Raw genomic sequence first — 20,938 nt, forward strand, 5'->3', positions numbered from 1 at the left:
CGTGTTTCAATATTGTTTTCGTATAGAGAGGAGACTGTTCAATGGCTAAATTTACGATTGTCGACAAAGATACGTGTATCGCATGTGGTGCTTGTGGAGCAGCGGCACCAGATATCTATGATTATGATGATGAGGGTTTGGCATACGTCATTCTTGATGATAACAATGGTACTGCCGAAATTCCAGAAGCATTATTCGACGATATGATTGATGCATTCGAAGGATGTCCCACGGATTCAATCAAAGTAGCAGATGAATCATTTGATGGCGATGCTTTAAAATTCGAATAAGTGTATAAAAAAAGATGTTTCCTCACGGAACATCTTTTTTTATTTCACTTTTCCTGACGTCATCCTTCTGAAAAGACCGGGTATCGCCTAAATGGCAATATCCGGTCTTTTCCAGTGGAATGCAGTTCTTTATCGTTTCCCTTTAATATACGGTACACCAACTGCTTTTGGTGCATCAGCACGTCCAACGACACCAGCGAGTGCCAAGATCGTCAATACGTAAGGAGCAATCAATAAATACACTTGCGGAATTTGATCAAGAACCGGTAACTGTTGACCGATGATCGAAATCGCTTGTGCGAATCCGAAGAAGAGCGCAGCTCCCATGGCACCGAGTGGGTTCCATTTTCCGAAAATCATCGCTGCGATGGCAAGGAATCCTTGACCGAGAATCGTCGTGACACTGAAGTTCAAGGAAATTGACGTCGCATAGACTGCACCAGCAAGACCACCGAAACCGCCAGAGATCATAACACCGATGAAGCGCATTTTCGTAACGTTGATTCCCATCGTATCCGCTGCCATCGGGTGTTCCCCGACAGACCGTAACCGAAGACCGAATGGCGTCTTAAAGATGATGTACCACGCGATGAACGCAAGGATGATCGCGATATACGAAGTGTAGTAGACGTTTGCGAAGAACATCTTCAACACCGGAATATCGGACAAGAACGGTACGTTCTCTTTTGAGATCCGGTTCGGAATCGAATCCGTCTGTCCTTTTCCGTAAAATGCACGGACGAGGAAAATCGCGAGACCTACAGCGAGTAAGTTGATTGCAACTCCGAGAACCGTTTGGTCAGCTCGGAAAAGGATTGCTGGAATCGCGAGGAACAGCGAGAAAACTGCTCCGACAACGATGGCAATCAGCATCGCGAGCCAAGGACTTGCAGCACCCAAGCCCATTTTCGATAATGTCAATGCCGTGACGATACCTGTGAAGGCACCCATGACCATTAATCCTTCTAACGCAATATTAACGACACCCGAACGCTCACTGAAAATGCCACCAAGTGCCGCAATGATCAACGGAGCCGAATAGGCAAGTGCGATAGGCACGATGATATAAAGTACTTCAAGAAAGCCCATTATTGACCGGCTCCTTTCGCTTTTTTAGATTCTTTCTTAACTGTGAACTTCTCGATGACGAGACGAATCGCGTAACCGGAAGCAACGAAGATGATGATGAACGCAATGATGATTTTAATCAGTTCCGGTGGAATACCAATCTGTTGCATCGACAGACCACCGATGTTAAGTCCCGCAAACAGTAACGCTGCAAGCACGACACCAATCGGGTTGTTCGCACCTAACAAGGCAACTGCGATCCCGTCGAATCCTACTCCAGTAAAGGACGCGTTCAGCGTCATGTTCTGGAATGTACCAAGACCTTCCATCGCTCCGGCAAGACCTGCGAATACACCTGAGATGACGAAAGACAGGATGATATTACGGTTTACGCCCATCCCTGCATATTCAGCAGCACTCTTGTTGAATCCAACAGCCCGAAGCTCATAACCAAGCGTTGTTTTCCAAAGAATGAACCAGAAGACGAGTGCAGCAATGACGGCGATGAAAATCCCGTTATGCAGACGCGAGAAATCCGTGATTTCTTGTAAGAACGGTGACGCGAGCGATGCCGATTCCTTAACCGTCTCTGTCCGTTCATTCGTGATGCCGATGACGTGACGTAAAATATCGTTCGTAACGTACAACGCGATGTAGTTCATCATGATTGATGTGATGACTTCGTGCACGTGGAATTTCGCTTTTAAGATACCAGGAATCGATGCCCATAGTGCACCCGCTAATCCTGCCCCGATTAAAGCGAGTGGTAAATGAATGACTGTCGGTAAATCAAATTTGATCCCGATCCAGACAGCAACCATCCAGCCGACGAGTACTTGACCTTCAACACCGATGTTAAAGAGACCCGTCCGAAAAGCAAACGCGACAGCAAGACCGGCAAAGATTAGCGGTGCTGCTGCCCGCAATGTTTCACCGATACTGTATGGTTCACCAAAGATACCGTAGAATAACTGATCAAACCCGGCAATCGGATCGTATCCGCCAATAAGCATGACGATCGCTCCGACGACCATTCCGAGCACGATCGAAAGAATCGGAATCAGGATGCCGTAAAAACGCTCTAACTTCATGAATGACCTACCTCCTCTTTCTTACCGCCAGCCATCAGGAAGCCAAGTTCAATCTCATTCGTTTCTTTCGGATCCAAGAAGGCAACTGTTTTTCCTTCATATAACACAGCAATCCGGTCAGAAACTTGAAGAATTTCTTCGAGTTCGAATGAAATCAACAAGACAGCGCGACCTTTTTCCCGTTCAAGAACCAACTGTTCATGAATGAACTCGATTGCTCCGACATCAAGCCCACGCGTCGGTTGCGCTGCAATCAATAAGTCTGGTGAACGATCGACTTCACGCGCGATGATCGCCTTCTGCTGGTTACCACCTGATAAGGCACGAGCGAACGTCTCCGGACTTGGAGTTCGGACGTCGAACTTCTCAATGAGTGTTTTAGCTTTTTCCATGACTTGTTTATAGTTCATGATGCCTGCTTTTGAATACGGTTGTTTGTAGTACGTTTGTAAGACCATATTGTGCCCGATCGAATAATCGAGAACAAGACCATGTTTATGACGGTCTTGTGGGATATGACCGACACCCGACTCTGTCACTTTACGCGGTTTCAAGTTTTTGATTGATTTATTGTTGAGGAAAATCTCACCACTGTCTGCTTTACGAAGACCTGTGATCGCCTCGATCAATTCCGTCTGTCCGTTCCCGTCGATTCCAGCGATACCAACGATTTCTCCAGCACGAATATCAAGATTCAAGCCATCAACAGCTTTGATACCACGGCTGTCCTTGACGACTAGATTTTTGATGTCGAGAACGAGTTCTTGTGGAGTTGCCTTGGAATACTCCGCATCAAAGTTAACTTCACGACCAACCATCATTTCAGCAAGACGTGACTGAGTCATCGTCTCATCGATATCAACCGTTCCAATATATTTCCCACGGCGAATTGTCGTACAGCGATCAGCTACTTCCATGATTTCCTTCAGTTTGTGCGTGATGAGAATGATTGACTTTCCTTCTGCGATCAAACGGTTCATGATTTGAATCAGTTCCTTAATCTCTTGCGGAGTCAGGACTGCAGACGGTTCATCAAAGATCAAAATATCGGCACCACGGTATAACGTCTTCAGAATTTCAACACGTTGTTGCATGCCGACTGAAATATCCTCGATTTTAGCATCGGGATCAACAGCAAGACCATACTGTTCAGAAATCTGGCGTACCTTCTCACGTGCAGAAGCCCGGTCAATCTTGAGGCCCGAACGTGGTTCTGCACCTAAAATGATGTTTTCAGTAACAGTGAAATTTTGAACGAGCATGAAGTGTTGGTGCACCATGCCGATTCCAAGATCGTTCGCGACGTTTGGACTCGTAATATTGACTTTTTCACCACGTACACGAATTTCTCCAGCCTCAGGCTGATACAAACCAAATAAGACGTTCATCAGCGTCGATTTTCCGGCACCGTTTTCACCAAGTAATGCGTGAATCTCACCTTTCCGAAGCTGGAGCGTGATGTTATCATTTGCGACGAAACTGCCAAACTCTTTTCTGATGTTCAGCATCTCAATGACGTATTCCAAGAAAATCCACTCCCATGTTTAGTTTAAAAGGGGAGTCGCAATGCTAGCGACCCCCGCTTTCATTATTATTTCAGTGACGCTTCGTATTCTTTATACTCGTCGTCTGTCGCAGGAACTTTGATGTCCCCATCGATGATTTGTTTTTTGTACTCTTCGACTTTGTCGAGTGCTTCCTTCGAAACGTTGTCTTTTGAAGGTGCGATATCAACACCGCCGTCTTTCAGACCGAACTCAACGACTTTACCTGCTGGGAAGTTGCCGTCTTTCGTATCTTTCGCGACTTGTTCAACTGCTGTATCAACACGTTTGACCATCGACGTCAATGTGACGTTCTCTGGCATACCTTCTTCGACTTGGTCACGGTCTACACCGATAACCCAAACATCTTCACCGTTTTTCTTACGGTTTTTCGCTTCTGTGAATACCCCTTGTCCAGTACCACCCGCAGCGTGATAGATGACGTCGACTTTTTTACCGTACATTCCTGAAGCGATTGCTTGTCCTTTTTCAGCAGCATTGAAGTCTTCTGCATATTGGACTTGGATGTCTGCATCCGGGTTGACGGCTTTAACGCCTGCTTTGAATCCACTTTCAAACTTCTTGATCAAGTCAGAGTTAACGCCACCGACGAATCCGACTTTATCCGATTTCGTCGTTAGACCTGCAACGACACCTACGAGGAACGAACCTTCGTTTTCTTTGAAGACGATTGACGCGACGTTTGGTTTGTCGACAACCATATCAACGAGTGCGAAGTTGTTATCTTTGAATTGATCCGCTACTTTACCGATATCTTCAGCCATCAAGAAACCGATTCCGAGAATCAGGTCGTATTTCGCACGTGCTAATTGCTGAAGGTTTGGTTGGTAATCCGATTGTTTCGCGGATTGCAAGTATTTGTAACCAGTACCTTCTTTTAAGTCGTTGTCTTTTCCGAACTTCTGGATTCCTTCCCAAGCAGATTGGTTGAATGATTTATCATCCACGCCGCCTGTATCTGTAACCATACCTACTTTAAAGCCGTCTGATTTGCTGCCGCTACCTGAATCTTTTGAATCGTCGTTGCTACCACATGCTGCAAGGACGGAACTCATTGCTAAACCTGTTGCTGCTAATGCGAGAAGTGACTTCTTTTTCATCTGGAAAAATCCCCTTTCGAATATGGTCATACAAAGTTCAAGACTACGTCTAGCACCCGAGGCTGGCGATGAGGAGCGTTACGTAGGTTATGACGGAAAGCGCTTTCAGTATTCATCCTAAAACAATGGCTCACACACGTTTACGGATGACGTGGAAATCAAACTTATCTGCTCGGAAATAGTTCGCTGAAAAAAGAACGGAACGGTCGAGCTCATCATAATGCGTTTGGCGCAAGGCGAGCAGAGGTTGGTCCGTATGTAATTGTTCAGCGATTTTCGGATCAATACGTGGCTCGATATGCGTCACAGCGTGTGTGACTCGTCGCCCAAGTTCTTTTTCTAGAGCATCAAACAATGATGTCGAAGAGGTGAACTGCTCTTCATTTTTAATATAATGGCTTGGAATCTTATCGACACAATAGACGACAGGAACATCACCTGCGAGTCGGATTCGTTCGATTCGATAAACCAATTCATCCGGACCAAGTTGAAAACGTTCTCGGTCGCGCTCAGTCGGTTGGACCATCTCGGATGATAACACTTCTGAAGTCGGAATCATACCTGCACGTGCAATCATTTCTGTCACACTGTATAATTCTTCGATCCCGGAAGTAAACGGTGGTCTTGCATTGATAAACGTACCGACACCGTGTTTACGGATGACGATGTTCTCATCTTCAAGAATTCGTAATGCCTCTCGAAGAGTAGCTCGACTGACGCCAAGTTGCTTTGAAAGTTCAAACTCTGAAGGGAGCTTCTCGCCTTCCTTGTAAACGCCGTCATCGATGTCAGACTTGATTTTTTCAATCACACGTAAATAAAGCAAACGATGATCTAGTTTAATCGACATGACGCATCTCCATCCTCTATCTAGTTGTAACCAGTGCTCAGACTTCTGACGTATGAGAACTCCAGCCAAGATAAGTATATGATGCCCAACACAATCCTGCAATCATTTTGTAACAGGTTGGAAGTCTGACTTCTGGCGCTTTTGTAACCCTTTACATAACGCAATCATTAATGGAAGAAAATAGGGCATCCTACCTAAGAATGCCCTATCTCTTATTTGCGCTTATTGCTCAGGTACTTCGAGTTTTCCAGCTACAACGGCTGCTTTCGCTTTCTCGAGTGCAGTCATTGTCTTCTTTGAAATCTTTTCAGAAGGAACGATATCGACGCCATCCTCTTTCAGACCGTAGCGAATCGTTTTACCGCCTTCAAGTTTTCCGTCTTTCGCTGCGTTCGCCGTATCTTCGACGGCCCGGTCAACGCGTTTGATGACGGAAGTCAGCGTGACATCTTCCGGCATCCCTTCTTCTTTTTGGTCACGATCGACACCGATTACCGAAACATCTTCACCGTTTTTCTTCCGGTTCTTCGCTTCCGTGAAGACACCGTTTCCTGTCCCGCCGGCTGCTGGGAAAATGATATCGGCGCCTTTACCGTACATACCGGCAGCGATCGCTTGACCTTTTTCCGGCGCTGCAAAGTCTTCTGCGTACTGGACATCGATTTTAATCTTCGGATTGACGGATTTCGCGCCGGCTTCAAAACCAGCACGGAACCGCTCGATGACATCCATCTTCATACCGCCGACGAAACCGATATGATCTTTTTTCGTTTCCATCGCAGCAACGATTCCTGCGAGATAGGCGCCTTCGTTTTCCTTGAACGTGATCGATGTGACGTTGTCCCCTTCGACGACGTTATCAACGATTGCAAATTGTGTATCCTTGAACTGATCAGCAACTGTTTTGATGTCTTCGTTGAACGTATTCCCGATACCGAAGACTAAATCTTCCCCACTCCGCGCAAGACGTGATAAGTTCGGCTGATAATCTTGTTGTGACTTCGATTGCAAGTAAGAGAACCCTTTGTTCTTCTGAAGGTTATTATCTTTTCCGTACGCCTGAAGTCCTTCCCAAGCAGATTGGTTAAACGACTTATCGTCGATACCGCCTTTATCTGCTACCATGGCAACAGAGAACTGATCTTTTTGGTCAGCTTTCTCACCTGAACCGCCGCAGGCTGCAAGACCAACCGTCGCCACTGACATCATTGATACGATTACCTGTTTTTTCTTCATCTCATCCATCTCCTCTACTTTTGCGAGAGCGCTTTCATTATCTATTTGTGAAAAAGTCGCTCCCAGCCCTCGTGTTGAAGGTCGGTCACTCATATGACTGAGTATGCCAAAAAGAATCCCGAAAATCAACAGACGTCTGACAACTATTTTCATGAAAGCGATTTTATTTTGTGATCGCTTCTTCTTCTTCCAGTCATTGCTATTTTTAAAGTGTGTGCGCCATTGCTTTTTAAGTGATTCGTACTTCACTATCGAGTACTCCATTATTTCAATAAAGGAAAAAAGAATCACGGCAGCTGCCGTGATTCTTTTTAACGTCCCATGACGCGACGTGGTTTTGATCCTTCAGAAGGACCGATCAGACCATTTTCCTCTAGCGCATCAATCAGACGGGCTGCTCGATTGTAACCGATACGGTATTTTCGTTGAATCATCGAAGTAGAAGCGGTGTCCTGGGTCAAAATGAATTGAACGACTTCATCATAAAGCGGGTCATCAACTTCTGCCTCTCCCTCCGGTACATCCTTCGGTATCATCGCTTCGACATACTGTGCCTTTTGCTGACTGATGACGTGATTGACGACTTTTTCGACTTCTTCGTCAGACAGGAATGCCCCCTGTACTCGGACCGGCTTATTCATCCCATTACCGAGTAACAGCATATCTCCTCGTCCGAGCAACTTATCCGCTCCTCCCGTATCAAGGATCGTTCGTGAATCGGTTGCGCTCGAGACGCTAAACGCGATCCGTGACGGAATGTTCGCCTTGATGACGCCGGTGATGATATCAACACTCGGTCGCTGCGTCGCAATGACCATATGAATGCCTGCTGCACGCGCCATTTGCGCGAGACGCATGATTGCATCTTCGACTTCGTTTGAAGCGACCATCATTAAATCCGCTAATTCATCGACGATGACGACGATGTACGGCAGACGTTGATGGACTTTTTCTTCGGCATTCATTTTATCAATCAAGGCGTTGTAGCCTTCGATGTTTCGTGCCCCGTTTTGACTGAAGATCTCATAACGGCGTTCCATTTCCGAGACGACCTGTTTTAACGCCTGAGCAGCTTTTTTCGGATCCGTGACGACTGGCGCTAACAGATGCGGAATCCCGTTGTAGACATTCAACTCGACCATTTTCGGGTCAATCATCATCAAGCGGACTTCATCCGGTCGTGCCCGCATTAAGATCGAGACGATCATCCCGTTGATACAGACTGATTTCCCGGACCCGGTCGAACCGGCAACTAAGACGTGAGGCATCTTATTCAATTTTGCTGTCACCGTTTCACCGGAGATGCTTCGTCCGAGTGCGACGAGTAAACGATCGCTGTCTGATTGTACGCTTTCCGCGCCCAGTACTTCTCGGAGTGACACCATGGCAACCTCACGATTCGGAACTTCAATCCCAACAGCGGCCTTTCCGGGAATCGGCGCTTCGATCCGGATATCCTTTGCCGCTAACGCAAGCGCTAAATCATCGGCGAGTCCGGTGATTCGACTCAGCTTGATCCCCTGTTTTGGTTCAATTTCGTACTTCGTGACACTTGGTCCAAGGTGAATTTTTAAGACTTTCGCTCCGATTCCGAATGACTTCAAGGTCGCGATCAGCTTCGTCGCATTGTCCTTCAACCGTTTGTTTTCACCGGATAAATCTTTTGACGTCGGTTCCGCTAACAAATCAAGCGACGGCAATTGATAACCGTCCGGTGTCTCCGTCATCGTCAATGGTCCCTGTGTCTCCGCTGCTTGCGGTTCAACGTGATCCGTAAAGCCAATGATCGGCACATCTTGAATGTTGACCGAAGGATCTTCTGCTTCTTGTTCCGTTTCGGTCGGTTCCTCAACAGCCATCGGTCGCAATGTCTTCTGTTTTTTCTCGCGAACCGGTTTCGGTTTCAACTCTTTCTCGATTCGAGGACGGGGTGACCGTTCACGACTTCGAAACTCTTCGATCCGTTCCCGAAAACCAAGCCACAGCTCTCCATAAAACGAAGGATGCAGGATATGAACCGCTGTACCGATGAAGAACAGTCCGATTAAAAAGGCACCACTGCTTGAGATGTAATAGGCTGCGTTTTGATACAACCATCCATTGAGAATGCCGCGTGGTGCTCCGAGTATTAGATCAATCCAGACGACTGATCCGATCAGTAGCATCGACCACGCCCATTTCTGCGGACGGGAAACATGCGATAACAGTAAAAGGAGGATTGCTCCTATTCCTCCATATAATAAGGAGCCGAACTGACCGATTACCCGTTCTCCTCCGTCTGCTAGCGTCTGTCCGACCTTACCGAACTCTCCAAACGCGAGAACGAAAGCGAGCAGTGAGACGATTGCGATGATGGTTGCATATGTACGATACGCAATCGGTTGACGCTGTTTTTTTGCTGCCGGACGTTTCCGTGGCGGCGTTTTTTTTCGTACGGGTTTTCGTTTCGTCGTCGCCATACGTCAATCCCTCCTGATGAAAAAGCGGCTCAGTGGACCAGGTGTTGGTCAATCTGAGCCGCTTGTTAGTTAAATCTCCATGATGATTGGAAGAATCATCGGGCGGCGTTTCGTCTGTTCGTAAAGATAAGCACTCAGTTTATCTCGAATCAACGATTTCATTTCCGTCCAATCCAATTCCCCGTTCAATTTCCCTTGTAGTTGTTTCGCAACGATTCGGTTCGCTTCATTAATCATATCCTCAGATTCGCGCATGTAGACAAATCCGCGAGAAATGATTTCTGGTCCCGAGACGATCGTCTTGTTTTTCCGGCTGATCGTAATGACACAGAGAACGACACCATCTTGCGACAACAAACGACGATCGCGAAGAACGATGTTTCCGACGTCACCGACACCGATTCCGTCAATCAAGACGTTTCCGGCGTTGACCTTACGTGACATCCGCGCTTTTCGTTTCTCAAACTCCACGACATCCCCATTTTCAATGATGAAGATATTGTTCGCATTGACCCCCACTGTCTGTGCCAGGCGACTATGCGCCATTTGCATCCGGAATTCCCCGTGAATTGGTAGGAAGAATTTCGGTTTGATCAAGTTGAGCATCAATTTCAAATCTTCCGCATGACCGTGACCGGACACGTGTACTTTCCGCTGGTTGTAGATGACGTTCGCACCGGCACGGAATAACAGATCAATCGTTTTGGAAACTGACTTTTCATTCCCTGGAATCGGTGAAGCCGCAACAACGACCGTATCGTTCAAGCGAATGTTGACTTGTTTATGCGCGTTACGTGCCATTCGTGTCAAGGCTGCCATCGGCTCACCTTGCGACCCTGTCGTCAAGATGACGACTTGGTTATCGTCGAGGCGGTTGATGTCAGATAGATCAATCAATGTTTTTTGTTTGAAGCGTAAGTAATTCAAACGCTGTGCCACTTCGACGTTGTTGACCATACTCCGACCGACGACTGCTACTTTTCGATTGTTCGCTTCTGCTGCTGCAAACACCTGTTGCAAGCGATGGATATTCGAAGCGAATGAAGCGACGATGACACGACCTGGTGCCTCATAAATGACATCGTTCAGTTCTGAACCGACGATCGATTCCGAACCAGACATCCCTGGTCGCTCTGCATTCGTCGAGTCAGACAGTAAGCAAAGTACTCCCCGTTGACCAATCGCTGCAATTTTCCCGAAGTCTGCCTGTTTTCCATCGACCGGTGTGTAATCGAACTTGAAATCCCCCGTATGGACGATGGCACCTTGCGACGTTTGAATACAAACCCCGACTGCATCCGGAATCGAATGATTGACCCGGAAGAACGTAATAAAATGACCTGCAACGGTTAATTTCGTCTTGGCATCAATTGGACGAAGATCTGCCTTTTTCAATAAACCGGCTTCTTTTAATTTGTGTTCGATCAGACCGAGCGTTAAACGTGTTCCGTAAACTGGTACCTTCAAGTCACGTAAGACGTAACTGAGTGCCCCGATATGATCCTCGTGACCATGGGTAATGAAAATCCCCTGAATCCGCTCTTTGTTTTCTTTTAAATAACTGATGTCTGGAATGACTTTATCGATTCCAAGCATCTCGTCTCCTGGGAACATTAATCCGGCATCGATGACGAAGATGTCCTCGTCGAGTTCGACGACGTACATGTTCTTCCCGATCTCACCGGCGCCACCAAGAGCAAAGACGCTTACTTTTTCCGTCTTCTTCTTTGACACAACATGACCTCCTATAATTCATATTCACTTTTCGTGAGCCGTCCACTTATCACTATCACTATTCTAGCCGAATTTTCACAATCTGCCAACAATCGGACTAGGAAATCTAAAAAAATCGTCATTCCTGCCACATTACTCCAGGAATGACGATGGTCAACTATTCAACAAATCTTCGACTTCATCCGTCCGTTTGGCTTTTTCCGAGCGACTCGGTCGATCTCCATCTTTGAGATCCGCTAGCGAATACCCGAACGTCATCTCAAAATGAGGGTAGTCGACGAATCGTTTCCAGTCGCCGCCCCATTCAAATCCAAGCGCTTTTCCGATATCAGCGACTTCACGCCAATCACTTTTTCCCGACTGATTTCCATCATACTCGAGATCATACGAAATCTGTCCATTCACGAGCTGAACGAAATCGACAGCGAGTCCATAATTGTGCATCGATTCACCACCTCGTGCATTCGTGACGACTTCCCCTGCCTCAGAACGTCCCTGTTCATAAAGCGCATTCTGTTGCTGAATCGAGCGGTATCCTTGCGTAATCTTGATATCGATATTGTAGCAAGAATGCGCCACACGGATCAGATCCTTTGCCCCTGCTTCGACAGCTGGGTGGAGACGCTTCAGGTTCGTCTCGCTTGCATTAATCAAACGATTTTCTCCCGCTACGTCCCGTGGACAACTATCAATCCCGAGCTCCGGTTGATCCATTAAAATCGTCGGCATCCGGTTCGAAGCAGCCGCAAGAAACAATCCAATCGCAAACATCGTCAATAAAAACACGATCCAACCGAAGATTGTTCCCCGTTTCATCAGCGGCGAAGCTTCTTCCGAAGTTTTTGTAGAATCGGTAACCCAGTCTCAAGCAACAGATAGAGCGGACGGTTAAGTACATAATCGAACTCACCGATTTTTTCAATCATCCGACTGCCCCACCCTGATTTAAAGGCATAGAGTCCCGCATAATGGTCATCCGGATCCGTCGAACCACTGACACCGCCGAAGTCATAGGAAAGCGCACCATGCTCTTTCGCGTATTGCATCATCGTCCATTGCATCAAGTGGTTCGGCATGAACTCGCGGTACTCGTTCGATGAAGCGCCGTATAAGTAATACGAGCGACGTCCGGCAAGCGTCAACAACCCACCAGATAAAACGACACCGTTTGGATGTTTGGCAGCAATCGTCATCAGTTCTGTCTTTGACTTCTCTGCTTTTTCGATTTGTGCTGTCGTCTGTTCCAGACGATTGTTTAAGCTCTTCAGCTTCTTCTCAGCCGTCTCTTTCTCGAGCTGACGGTGAATCTTCGAAAGTTCCTTATCGGCTTGAAGCAATAACGCTTCCGTATTCTCAAGCGCCCGAACGACATCAAGTTTCGTCAGGAATAAAACAGCGTCTCCTTGTGGATGCAGATGATCGTACAGGTTTTCAAAGTAATCTAGACCGCGGATCGAGAAACCATCCCGTTCGCCCGTCTCGACCATCAGTTTCGCGAATGTCTTTAGCCCTTCGCGATCTGCTTGTTCACATACGATCCCTTTACGTTCAGCAAGGCGGACGTTGTAACGGAACTTCGAATGGAAGCCGTCGAAGATCTCTTTTTCTGTCCCTTCAAGACTCGTCTCCATCGTAAAGCGTGGTTGCGCATAGTCAAAACCGCCACCGAAGCCATTATGTTTGAAGCCAAGTCCTTGCATGTCTTGTAACAGACCAGGATATTCTTCCCGCTCGACGTTCGGATCAAATTTAATCGCAATCGCCTTCTGTTGTTTTGCGACGCGAATCGCTTCGTCACGAAGAGCGCGAAGCGCGTCCGTATCTGTATAGTCGACGACGAAACCGCGCGGTGCATAACAAAGCGTGAACGGTAGCTTCGGTACTTTCTTGAACAAAAGAAGACCAACTCCGGCAATCTCACCGGAAGCCGTTCCGACCGCAATCCGTTCATGTGTCCACCCTGTCGCACTTTTGACTTCTCCCCATGCCGGAAGCTGGAGTAAATCACCTTTTGGATGTGTTTTTACGAATGTTTCAAATTGATCTATGGTTACAACGATTGGTTGATAAGTCACTTCTGTTCCTCCATTTGCCGTATCATCTCTTTGACGATGATTTCCTCATCGAGCGGGAATTTCTCATCCCCAATGATTTGATATTTTTCATGGCCCTTACCGGCTAAGATGACGATATTATCTGGTCGTGCGAGTCGTGCTGCGTAACGCACGGCCTCTTCCCGATCACCGATTTCAACGAACTGATCGTGGGTCATCCCTTTGGCGATGCCGGATGTAATCGACTCATATGCTTCATATCGCGGATCGTCCGTCGTGATGACGACGGTTCCGGCGTAGGTCGAAGCGAGTTCGCCCATCTTCGGTCGTTTCGTCACATCACGGTTTCCACCCGTTCCGATTAGAAAGACGATCTTTTCCTTCGGGACGTCGACGAGTGCTTTCAGACATTGTTCGATGCCGTCTGGTGTATGCGCATAATCGACATACACGTTATACCCGTCGATCGGCAACCGTTGCATCCGTCCTTTTGCCGGACGGATTGCTGTAATCGCACCTGCGATCGTTGCTAAATCATACCCGCAAGATAGGAGGATCCCTGTCGCTAGCAACAGATTGTAGACATTAAAGCGACCGATGAAGTTCGCTGTGACATCGACTTGTTCTTCCTTGTACGACATCGTGAACGTCGTTTGTTGCAGTGACTGTTCAATCGCAGTTGCCCGAAGGTCCGCTGCGTTGTCAATGCCATATGTCATGACACGGGCACCCGTCATCATTTCATATAACTCACTTGTCGGATCATCGGCATTCAAGACCGCGACCTTCTCCGTCGATAGTCGTTGACCGAGTTGAGCGAATAATAACCCTTTCGCGCGCGCATAGTTTTCAAACGTTTTATGAAAATCGAGGTGATCATGCGTCAGATTCGTAAATCCAGCTACGTCGTAATCAACACCCGTCACCCGTCCGAGTTCAAGACCATGCGAAGAGACTTCCATGATGACATCTTGCACCTCTTCTTCGTGCATCTGATGCAGAAACGCTTGCAATTCGGAGCTTTGTGGTGTCGTATTACGGCTTGGTACGACGCGGTCACCAATCTTGACTTCGACCGTTCCGATGATGCCTGTCTTGCGACCAAGATGCGCTAAAATATCACGGACGATCGTCGTCGTCGTCGTTTTCCCGTTCGTTCCTGTAATACCGATCATCCGCATCTTTTCAGAAGGATAATCATAGAATTTGCCAGCCAACTCGGCAATGGCACGTGATGTACTGCGAACAAGAATGACAGGAATCGACACGTCGACCGGTTGTTCCGCGACAATTGCGACCGCTCCTTGTGCTTCCGCCTGTTTGGCATAGTCGTGCCCATCAACAGTATAGCCTTTGATGGCAACGAACAGTGTTCCCGGTTTAACATCCCGTGAATCGGTCGTGATGGACGTAACATCCACCTCTACCATTCGGTCGATTTTTTGCGTCTGTATGACTTGAATCAATTCAGCTAAATTCAACGGTATTCCTTCTTTCTCGACATCGTCATTTCATTTACATGTTTTTATTCCGTTCTGCTGTCATGCTTCCTCTTCTTCGTCTGCCGGAAGAATATAGGCCTTTGCCGGTTCCTCCGAAAAGATGTACTGAATCAGGTCCTCGATATCCGATGGACGGATTCGCTCAACGTCCGCTAATACTTCTTCGAGTGACGGATGGCGGTGCAGATGCAACTCATTCCGGGCATTTCGGTTCATATGGCTAGATGTCCCCTCGTTCCCTAGAATCAAAGAACCTCTTAGCTGTTCAATCCCATCTTCGAGTTCCTTAGCCGATAATCCCTCCCGCTTCAAGCGATCAATTTCAGTAGCGAGAACCTGTTCAACTTCTTCGACCGATTCCGGTGACGTCCCGACATAGATCGTAAACGTCCCGTGATCGTCAAACGTCGTGTAATAGGAAAAGACCGAATAGGCAAGACCACGTTCCTCTCGGATGGATTGGAACAAACGACTCGACATCGTCGCACCGAATGCATTATTGAGTAAGGCGAGGGCAGGCAAACGTGGATCAGCAGAAGGAATCGCACGGAAATTATAACAAATATGTGCTTGTTCCGTATCCTTTTCCTTACGAATCACACCATTTTGTAACCTTGGTGACGTCGTTTGGCGCGTTTTCTCACGTGACACAAGAATCGACATTCGCTCCGTAATCTGCGCAATCAACGCGTCCGAGACGTTTCCGGCAACGGAAATGACGATTTGATCCGGTGCATACGCTTCTTCGAGATACCGCCCGATCATCTTCCGATCAATCTGAAGCACACTCTCTTCCGTTCCAAGAATCGGCCGAGCCATGACATCTTCTCCATATGCCGCAACAGCTAATAACTCATGGACGAGATCATCTGGTGTGTCATCGTACATTTTAATCTCTTCAATGACGACCTTTTTCTCTTTTTCTAGCTCCTCCGCGTCAAACGTCGATTCGAGAAACATATCCGCTAATACGTGGAAGGCTTCTCCCGCATGTTCATCCAATGTCTTGACGTAATAACACGTTTGATCTTTACTCGTGAACGCATTAATATTTCCACCAAGTCGATCAAAGTAAACCGCAATCTCTTTTGCAGTATGGCGTTTTGTCCCTTTGAACATCATGTGCTCGATGAGATGACTGATGCCATGCTCCTCGATCTGTTCCGTCCGACTTCCTGCTTGAACGAAGATGCCCGTCGCGACGCTTCGTGCTTCCGGCATCCGTTCGACGATCAGTCGAACTCCGTTTTCTAATTGTATCCGTTCGATCATAATAATTCCTCCAAATATAGGAAACAAGGTGGCTCTCGTTGCATTCTCTGCACCGTCGAGCCACCTTGGATTCATTAGTTACGACGTGGTGGACGTTGTCCGTCACGTGGTGGGCGTGAACCCTGATCCCGGCGTGGCGGGCGGTTCTCACGCTCTGTCTTTTTCTTTTCTTCGTATGCGGCACGCTCTTCTTCGCTTAAGCCTTCAACGAGCAAGACTTTGTGCGAAGCGTTAACGCGACCTTTGTCATCGATTTCCGTAACACGAACTTTTAACTTATCCCCAAGTTTGACGACATCTTCCGTTTGACCGACACGGTTCAGCGCAAGTTCCGAAATGTGGACGAGGGCGTCTTTTCCTTTGAACAATTCGACGAATGCACCGAATTTCTCAACACGACGGACCGTTCCATCGAACTCTTCGCCGACGACGACTTCACGGACGATATCTTCGACCAATTGACGGGCACGATCGATGCCAGCTTGATCCGTCGAAGCGATGAAGACGGTTCCGTCTTGATCGATGTCGATCTTAACGCCTGTCTCATCGATGATACCGTTGATGACCTTACCACCAGGTCCGATGACATCACGGATTTTATCTGGATTGATTTTGAGTGTGACGATTTTTGGTGCGTATTGTGACAATTCGACACGTGGTTCAGCGATGACCGTTTGCATATGCTCAAGAATGTGCAGACGACCAAGACGTGCTTGTTCAAGTGCTTCTTCGAGAATTTGGCGCGTGATTCCGCCAATTTTCATATCCATTTGCAGAGCTGTAACACCTTCGTGAGTTCCAGCGACTTTAAAGTCCATATCGCCGAGATGATCTTCCATCCCTTGAATATCAGTCAAGATTGAGTAGTTGTCGCCTTCCATGATCAAGCCCATCGCAATACCCGCGACAGGTGCTTTGAGTGGCACACCCGCATCCATCATGGCAAGGATCGAACCACAGATTGACGCCTGTGACGAAGAACCGTTCGACTCAAGCACTTCTGACACGAGACGGATCGTGTACGGGAAATCAACTTCATTCGGTAGAACTGGTAAGAGTGCGCGTTCTCCGAGTGCACCGTGACCAATTTCACGACGACCTGGTGCGCGCATCGGACGTGCTTCCCCGACTGAGAATGGTGGGAAGTTATAGTGGTGCATAAAGCGTTTCTCTTCCTTCAGACCAAGTCCATCGATGATTTGAGCGTCACCTGCAACACCAAGTGTCGCAACAGACAAGACTTGTGTCTGACCGCGTGTGAACAAACCTGAACCGTGCGCACGTGGTAAGAGACCAACTTCTGAATCAAGCGGACGGATCTCAGCAAGACCACGACCATCTGGACGAACTTTGTCTTCCGTGATGAGACGACGGACTTCGTCTTTGACGAACTTGTTGAGAACACCTGATACTTCTGCCAATTGTTCTGCCGTGACTGACTCGTCAGCCGCATACAACTCGATGTATTTTGCGATGACTTCGTTAATAGCGATGTCACGCGCTTGTTTTTCTTCGACTTGAACTGCTTGTGTGACTTCTGCCAATGCTTCTGCTTTCAGGCGATTGACGATTGTCTCATCGAAGCTTGATACCGTATATTCGAACTTCTCTTTACCGACTTGTGCGACGATTTCTTCTTGGAACGCGATCATTTCCTTGATGACATCGTGTCCAAGCAAGATCGCTTCAAGCATTGCTTGTTCCGATACTTCCTTCGCACCTGCTTCAACCATGTTGACGGCATGTTTTGTTCCGGCAACTTGAAGGTCGATGTCGCTGACTTCCATTTGCGCTGAAGTCGGGTTCACGACGAATTCTCCGTCGACGCGACCGATCGTCACACCTGCGATTGGACCATCGAATGGAATATCCGAGATCGAAAGTGCAATCGAAGCCCCGATCATCGCTGCGACTTCTGGAGAATTGTCAGCATCTGACGAAAGGACTGTCGTCGCCACTTGAACATCGTGACGGAAACCGTCCGGGAATAATGGACGGATTGGACGGTCGATCAGACGTGAAGTCAAGATCGCACTCTCTCCAGGACGCCCTTCACGTTTGAGGAATCCACCTGGGATTTTCCCTGCCGCATATAATTTTTCTTCATAGTTCACTGTTAATGGGAAGAAATCTAAGTCCTTCGGTTGTTTTGATGCAACGACCGTAGCAAGAACGGCTGTATCGCCGTAGCGAATCAATGCTGCTCCGTTCGCTTGTTTTGCTAATTGACCGATTTCAATCGTTAATGGACGTCCACCGAGTTCGGTCGAAAACGTCTGTTTTGTTTGTGACATGCACAAATCTCCTCTCACTGCTATCCGTTTTTTCATTCAAATCTAATTATGTAGGTTCTTGCGCAAAAAGTCCATGAATCGGCAAAAAAAAGAAACAGGAGACGATGCTCCTGCTTCCCTACCTCGTTCTCGTCGGGATTAGCGACGGAGACCAAGACGCTCGATCAACGAACGGTAACGTGCAACATCCTTGTTACGAAGGTATGTGAGCAAGTTACGGCGACGACCGACCATTTTCAAGAGACCACGACGTGAGTGGTGATCCTTTTTGTGTGTACGTAAGTGATCGTTCAAAGTTGTGATCTGTTCAGTTAAAACAGCAACTTGTACTTCCGGCGAACCAGTATCGCCTTGTTTCGTAGCATATGCTTCGATGATTTCGTTTTTACGTTCTTTTGTGAGTGCCATTGTCACTCCACCTCCATCTTATGAATGACCGTATTCCCGAGCATCGGATGGTGAGACCAGATGCCAAGTGAATCGGCTGTACGTAATCGTACTGAACTATCATAACGAACCCTGTCCTTACTGTCAAACGCTTAATCGTGCATTTGCCTCTTCGCGGTCCCGTGCCAGTTGTTCCTTTAATTGATCGATGCCGTTGAAGGCTTTTTCATCGCGTAAATAAGCGATCCATTCGAGCGTCAATTCTTGACCATAGAGATCCTCATCAAAATCAAGGAGATGTGTCTCGATACTAACCTCTCCCGTCTCGTAAAACGTCGGGCGTCTCCCGACGTTCGTCATCGCTTTGAACCGACGACCGTCCGCTAAGCGAACGAATGTCGCATAGACACCGAGTTTTGGAATGACGTAAGAAAATTCCGGACGCATGTTGGCTGTCGGGAAGCCGATTTGTCGACCGCGTGCGTCACCGTGAATGATCGTTCCTTTGATTTGGTAAGGTTCCCCGAGCAAATGCGCAGCCGGTTCGACTTCTCCTGCTGCGAGCAGGCGTCGGATCCGCGTCGAGCTGATTTTCTCCGCTTCTTCCTGGAATTCCGCTACGACGGTATGTGTGAACGTGCCCCGACTATGAAAATCAAGCGTCGTCATCTTCCCCGCTCCAAAGCGACCATAGGAATAATCGAAACCAGCGACGACGTGCTCGGCTCCAGACGCAATCAAATATTCGTCAACGAACGCTTGTGGTGACAATTCCGAGAAGGGGATCGTAAACTCAATCACGTAAACACGATCGGCACCGAGCTGTTCGATTTTCTCTAATTTACGTTCGAGTGGTGTGATGTAGCGGACCGGTTCATCGCCTTTACCAAGTACCTGCTTCGGATGCGGATCAAAGGTCATGACAGCTAAGGGAAGACGACGAGCCTCCGCCTCTTTCCGTGCTGCTGCGATGACTTGCTGATGTCCGAGATGTACACCGTCAAAAAAGCCGAGTGCGATGACAGCAGGGTCTTTTTGAGGCTGTTCCGGATATGTCAAATGTATGATGTCCATGATGCTCTCTCCGATCTTAATCGATTTGTAGCATGACCTCGACGCGTGCTACCTGTTCTTCTAGAAGACGTCGATATATCGCTAAAGGTACGTCTTCTTCATTATAGACAGTAAACAGCTCGAATTCGACTGGAATGCTCGTCAGCTTCGCTCCATTCAAGACACGCTTTGCTGTTGACGCATCAACCGTCAATCGTGGCCACTTCTGGATGACGTGTTCAATCGGTAGGACGTGCTGCATCCGTTCTTCTACCGTTTCATACGATTCAAGTGTCTCGAGTGTCACCGTATCCGTCTCGACGATGGCACCAGAGCCTGTCCGGCGTAAGTCGCTCATGTGTGCCGCGTAACCGAGTCGTTCGCCGATCTCGACCGCTAACGTCCGGATATACGTCCCTTTTCCACATGTGATATCGAGGCGGAACCGACAAAGACCATTTTCGAACACGAGGTCCGACGTTCGCTCGAGTCGGTCTATGCGGACGATTCGTGTCGGACGCTCGACTTCAATGCCTTTTCGTGCATATTCATATAATTTTTTTCCATTCACTTTGACAGCCGAATAATACGGTGGCGTCTGCTCGATCTCTCCTGTCAATTCGCTCAGGATACCGGCAATTGCCTCTTCGGTAATACTTCCGGGTTCGACCGGCGTTTCACGAACCGTCTCTCCGTGCGCATCTTCCGTCGTCGTCGCAAAACCGATCGTCACTTCCGCCGCGTAGCGTTTTCCTTCATCCGTGATGAAGCGGGCAAGCTTCGTCGCTCGACCGAGACAAATCGGTAAGACACCTGTGACTTCCGGATCAAGCGTCCCCGTATGTCCGACCTTCTTCGTCTGAAACAAGCGCCGTAGACGAAAGACACAGTCGTGACTCGTCATGCCGGCTGGTTTATCTAATGGTAACACTCCGATAGGTTCCATACGATGTCCTCCTTGAAAAAAGGCAACCACATGCGTG

At 47.9% G+C, this 20,938-nt stretch carries 17 protein-coding genes; 1 reads left to right on the plus strand and 16 read right to left on the minus strand.

Translation table 11 applies throughout. The annotated features are described in order from the left end of the window. Window positions 1-41 precede the first annotated feature (41 nt). Window positions 42-290 (plus strand): ferredoxin, encoded by a 249-nt coding sequence (locus ACRPK8_RS03575; protein ID WP_023468661.1) that lies wholly within the window; start codon window positions 42-44, stop codon window positions 288-290. 129 nt (window positions 291-419) lie between these two features. Here the strand turns inward: ACRPK8_RS03575 and ACRPK8_RS03580 are convergent, their stop codons facing one another. The 16 genes from ACRPK8_RS03580 to truB all read right to left on the minus strand — a co-directional run bounded on the left by ACRPK8_RS03580 (window position 420) and on the right by truB (window position 20,901). Next, window positions 420-1,379 carry an ABC transporter permease gene (locus ACRPK8_RS03580; protein WP_432236967.1) on the minus strand — a complete coding sequence of 320 codons (960 nt, stop codon included), beginning with the start codon at window positions 1,377-1,379 and terminating at the stop codon, window positions 420-422. Further along, entirely contained in the window at window positions 1,379-2,449 is a 1,071-nt protein-coding gene (locus ACRPK8_RS03585) for an ABC transporter permease (protein ID WP_432236968.1), read from the minus strand. Before ACRPK8_RS03585 ends, ACRPK8_RS03580 begins: the two co-directional genes overlap by 1 nt. Then, complete coding sequence (locus tag ACRPK8_RS03590) at window positions 2,446-3,975, minus strand: ABC transporter ATP-binding protein (protein WP_432236969.1); 1,530 nt, start codon at window positions 3,973-3,975, stop codon at window positions 2,446-2,448. Before ACRPK8_RS03590 ends, ACRPK8_RS03585 begins: the two co-directional genes overlap by 4 nt. 65 nt (window positions 3,976-4,040) lie before the next feature. Then, window positions 4,041-5,114 carry a BMP family lipoprotein gene (locus ACRPK8_RS03595; RefSeq protein WP_432236970.1) on the minus strand — a complete coding sequence of 358 codons (1,074 nt, stop codon included), beginning with the start codon at window positions 5,112-5,114 and terminating at the stop codon, window positions 4,041-4,043. A gap of 130 nt (window positions 5,115-5,244) precedes the next feature. Further along, the gene (locus ACRPK8_RS03600; RefSeq protein ID WP_294740928.1) at window positions 5,245-5,964 is read right to left on the minus strand and encodes a GntR family transcriptional regulator; all 720 of its coding nucleotides are present in this window, start codon (window positions 5,962-5,964) and stop codon (window positions 5,245-5,247) included. A gap of 222 nt (window positions 5,965-6,186) precedes the next feature. Next, the gene (locus ACRPK8_RS03605; protein WP_432236971.1) at window positions 6,187-7,200 is read right to left on the minus strand and encodes a BMP family lipoprotein; all 1,014 of its coding nucleotides are present in this window, start codon (window positions 7,198-7,200) and stop codon (window positions 6,187-6,189) included. A gap of 311 nt (window positions 7,201-7,511) precedes the next feature. Continuing rightward, on the minus strand, window positions 7,512-9,659 hold the full coding sequence (locus ACRPK8_RS03610; protein WP_432236972.1) for a DNA translocase FtsK: 2,148 nt from the start codon (window positions 9,657-9,659) through the stop codon (window positions 7,512-7,514). A gap of 69 nt (window positions 9,660-9,728) precedes the next feature. After that, window positions 9,729-11,393 carry a ribonuclease J gene (locus ACRPK8_RS03615; RefSeq protein ID WP_432236973.1) on the minus strand — a complete coding sequence of 555 codons (1,665 nt, stop codon included), beginning with the start codon at window positions 11,391-11,393 and terminating at the stop codon, window positions 9,729-9,731. 153 nt (window positions 11,394-11,546) lie between these two features. Next, window positions 11,547-12,209 (minus strand): M15 family metallopeptidase, encoded by a 663-nt coding sequence (locus tag ACRPK8_RS03620; protein ID WP_432236974.1) that lies wholly within the window; start codon window positions 12,207-12,209, stop codon window positions 11,547-11,549. Next, a complete protein-coding gene (locus ACRPK8_RS03625; RefSeq protein ID WP_432236975.1) occupies window positions 12,209-13,468 on the minus strand; it encodes a peptidoglycan bridge formation glycyltransferase FemA/FemB family protein in 1,260 nt (419 codons plus the stop codon). The genes ACRPK8_RS03620 and ACRPK8_RS03625 overlap by 1 nt, the downstream gene beginning before the upstream one ends. After that, window positions 13,465-14,928, minus strand: a complete 1,464-nt coding sequence (locus ACRPK8_RS03630) for a UDP-N-acetylmuramoyl-L-alanyl-D-glutamate--2,6-diaminopimelate ligase (RefSeq protein ID WP_432236976.1) — start codon at window positions 14,926-14,928, stop codon at window positions 13,465-13,467. Before ACRPK8_RS03630 ends, ACRPK8_RS03625 begins: the two co-directional genes overlap by 4 nt. Before the next feature lie 60 nt (window positions 14,929-14,988). Next, window positions 14,989-16,221 carry a M16 family metallopeptidase gene (locus ACRPK8_RS03635; protein WP_432236977.1) on the minus strand — a complete coding sequence of 411 codons (1,233 nt, stop codon included), beginning with the start codon at window positions 16,219-16,221 and terminating at the stop codon, window positions 14,989-14,991. 74 nt (window positions 16,222-16,295) lie between these two features. Continuing rightward, a complete protein-coding gene (gene pnp / locus ACRPK8_RS03640) occupies window positions 16,296-18,515 on the minus strand; it encodes a polyribonucleotide nucleotidyltransferase (protein ID WP_432236978.1) in 2,220 nt (739 codons plus the stop codon). Window positions 18,516-18,653: 138 nt separating this feature from the next. After that, entirely contained in the window at window positions 18,654-18,923 is a 270-nt protein-coding gene (gene rpsO / locus ACRPK8_RS03645) for a 30S ribosomal protein S15 (RefSeq protein ID WP_023468676.1), read from the minus strand. Window positions 18,924-19,046: 123 nt separating this feature from the next. Continuing rightward, on the minus strand, window positions 19,047-19,976 hold the full coding sequence (locus ACRPK8_RS03650) for a bifunctional riboflavin kinase/FAD synthetase (RefSeq protein ID WP_432236979.1): 930 nt from the start codon (window positions 19,974-19,976) through the stop codon (window positions 19,047-19,049). A 16-nt stretch (window positions 19,977-19,992) separates the two neighbouring features. Next, complete coding sequence (gene truB / locus ACRPK8_RS03655; protein ID WP_432236980.1) at window positions 19,993-20,901, minus strand: tRNA pseudouridine(55) synthase TruB; 909 nt, start codon at window positions 20,899-20,901, stop codon at window positions 19,993-19,995. Between the last annotated feature and the right edge of the window lie 37 nt (window positions 20,902-20,938).

The organism is Exiguobacterium sp. TDN 0502, from assembly GCF_050846835.1.
GTDB lineage: Bacteria > Bacillota > Bacilli > Exiguobacteriales > Exiguobacteriaceae > Exiguobacterium_A.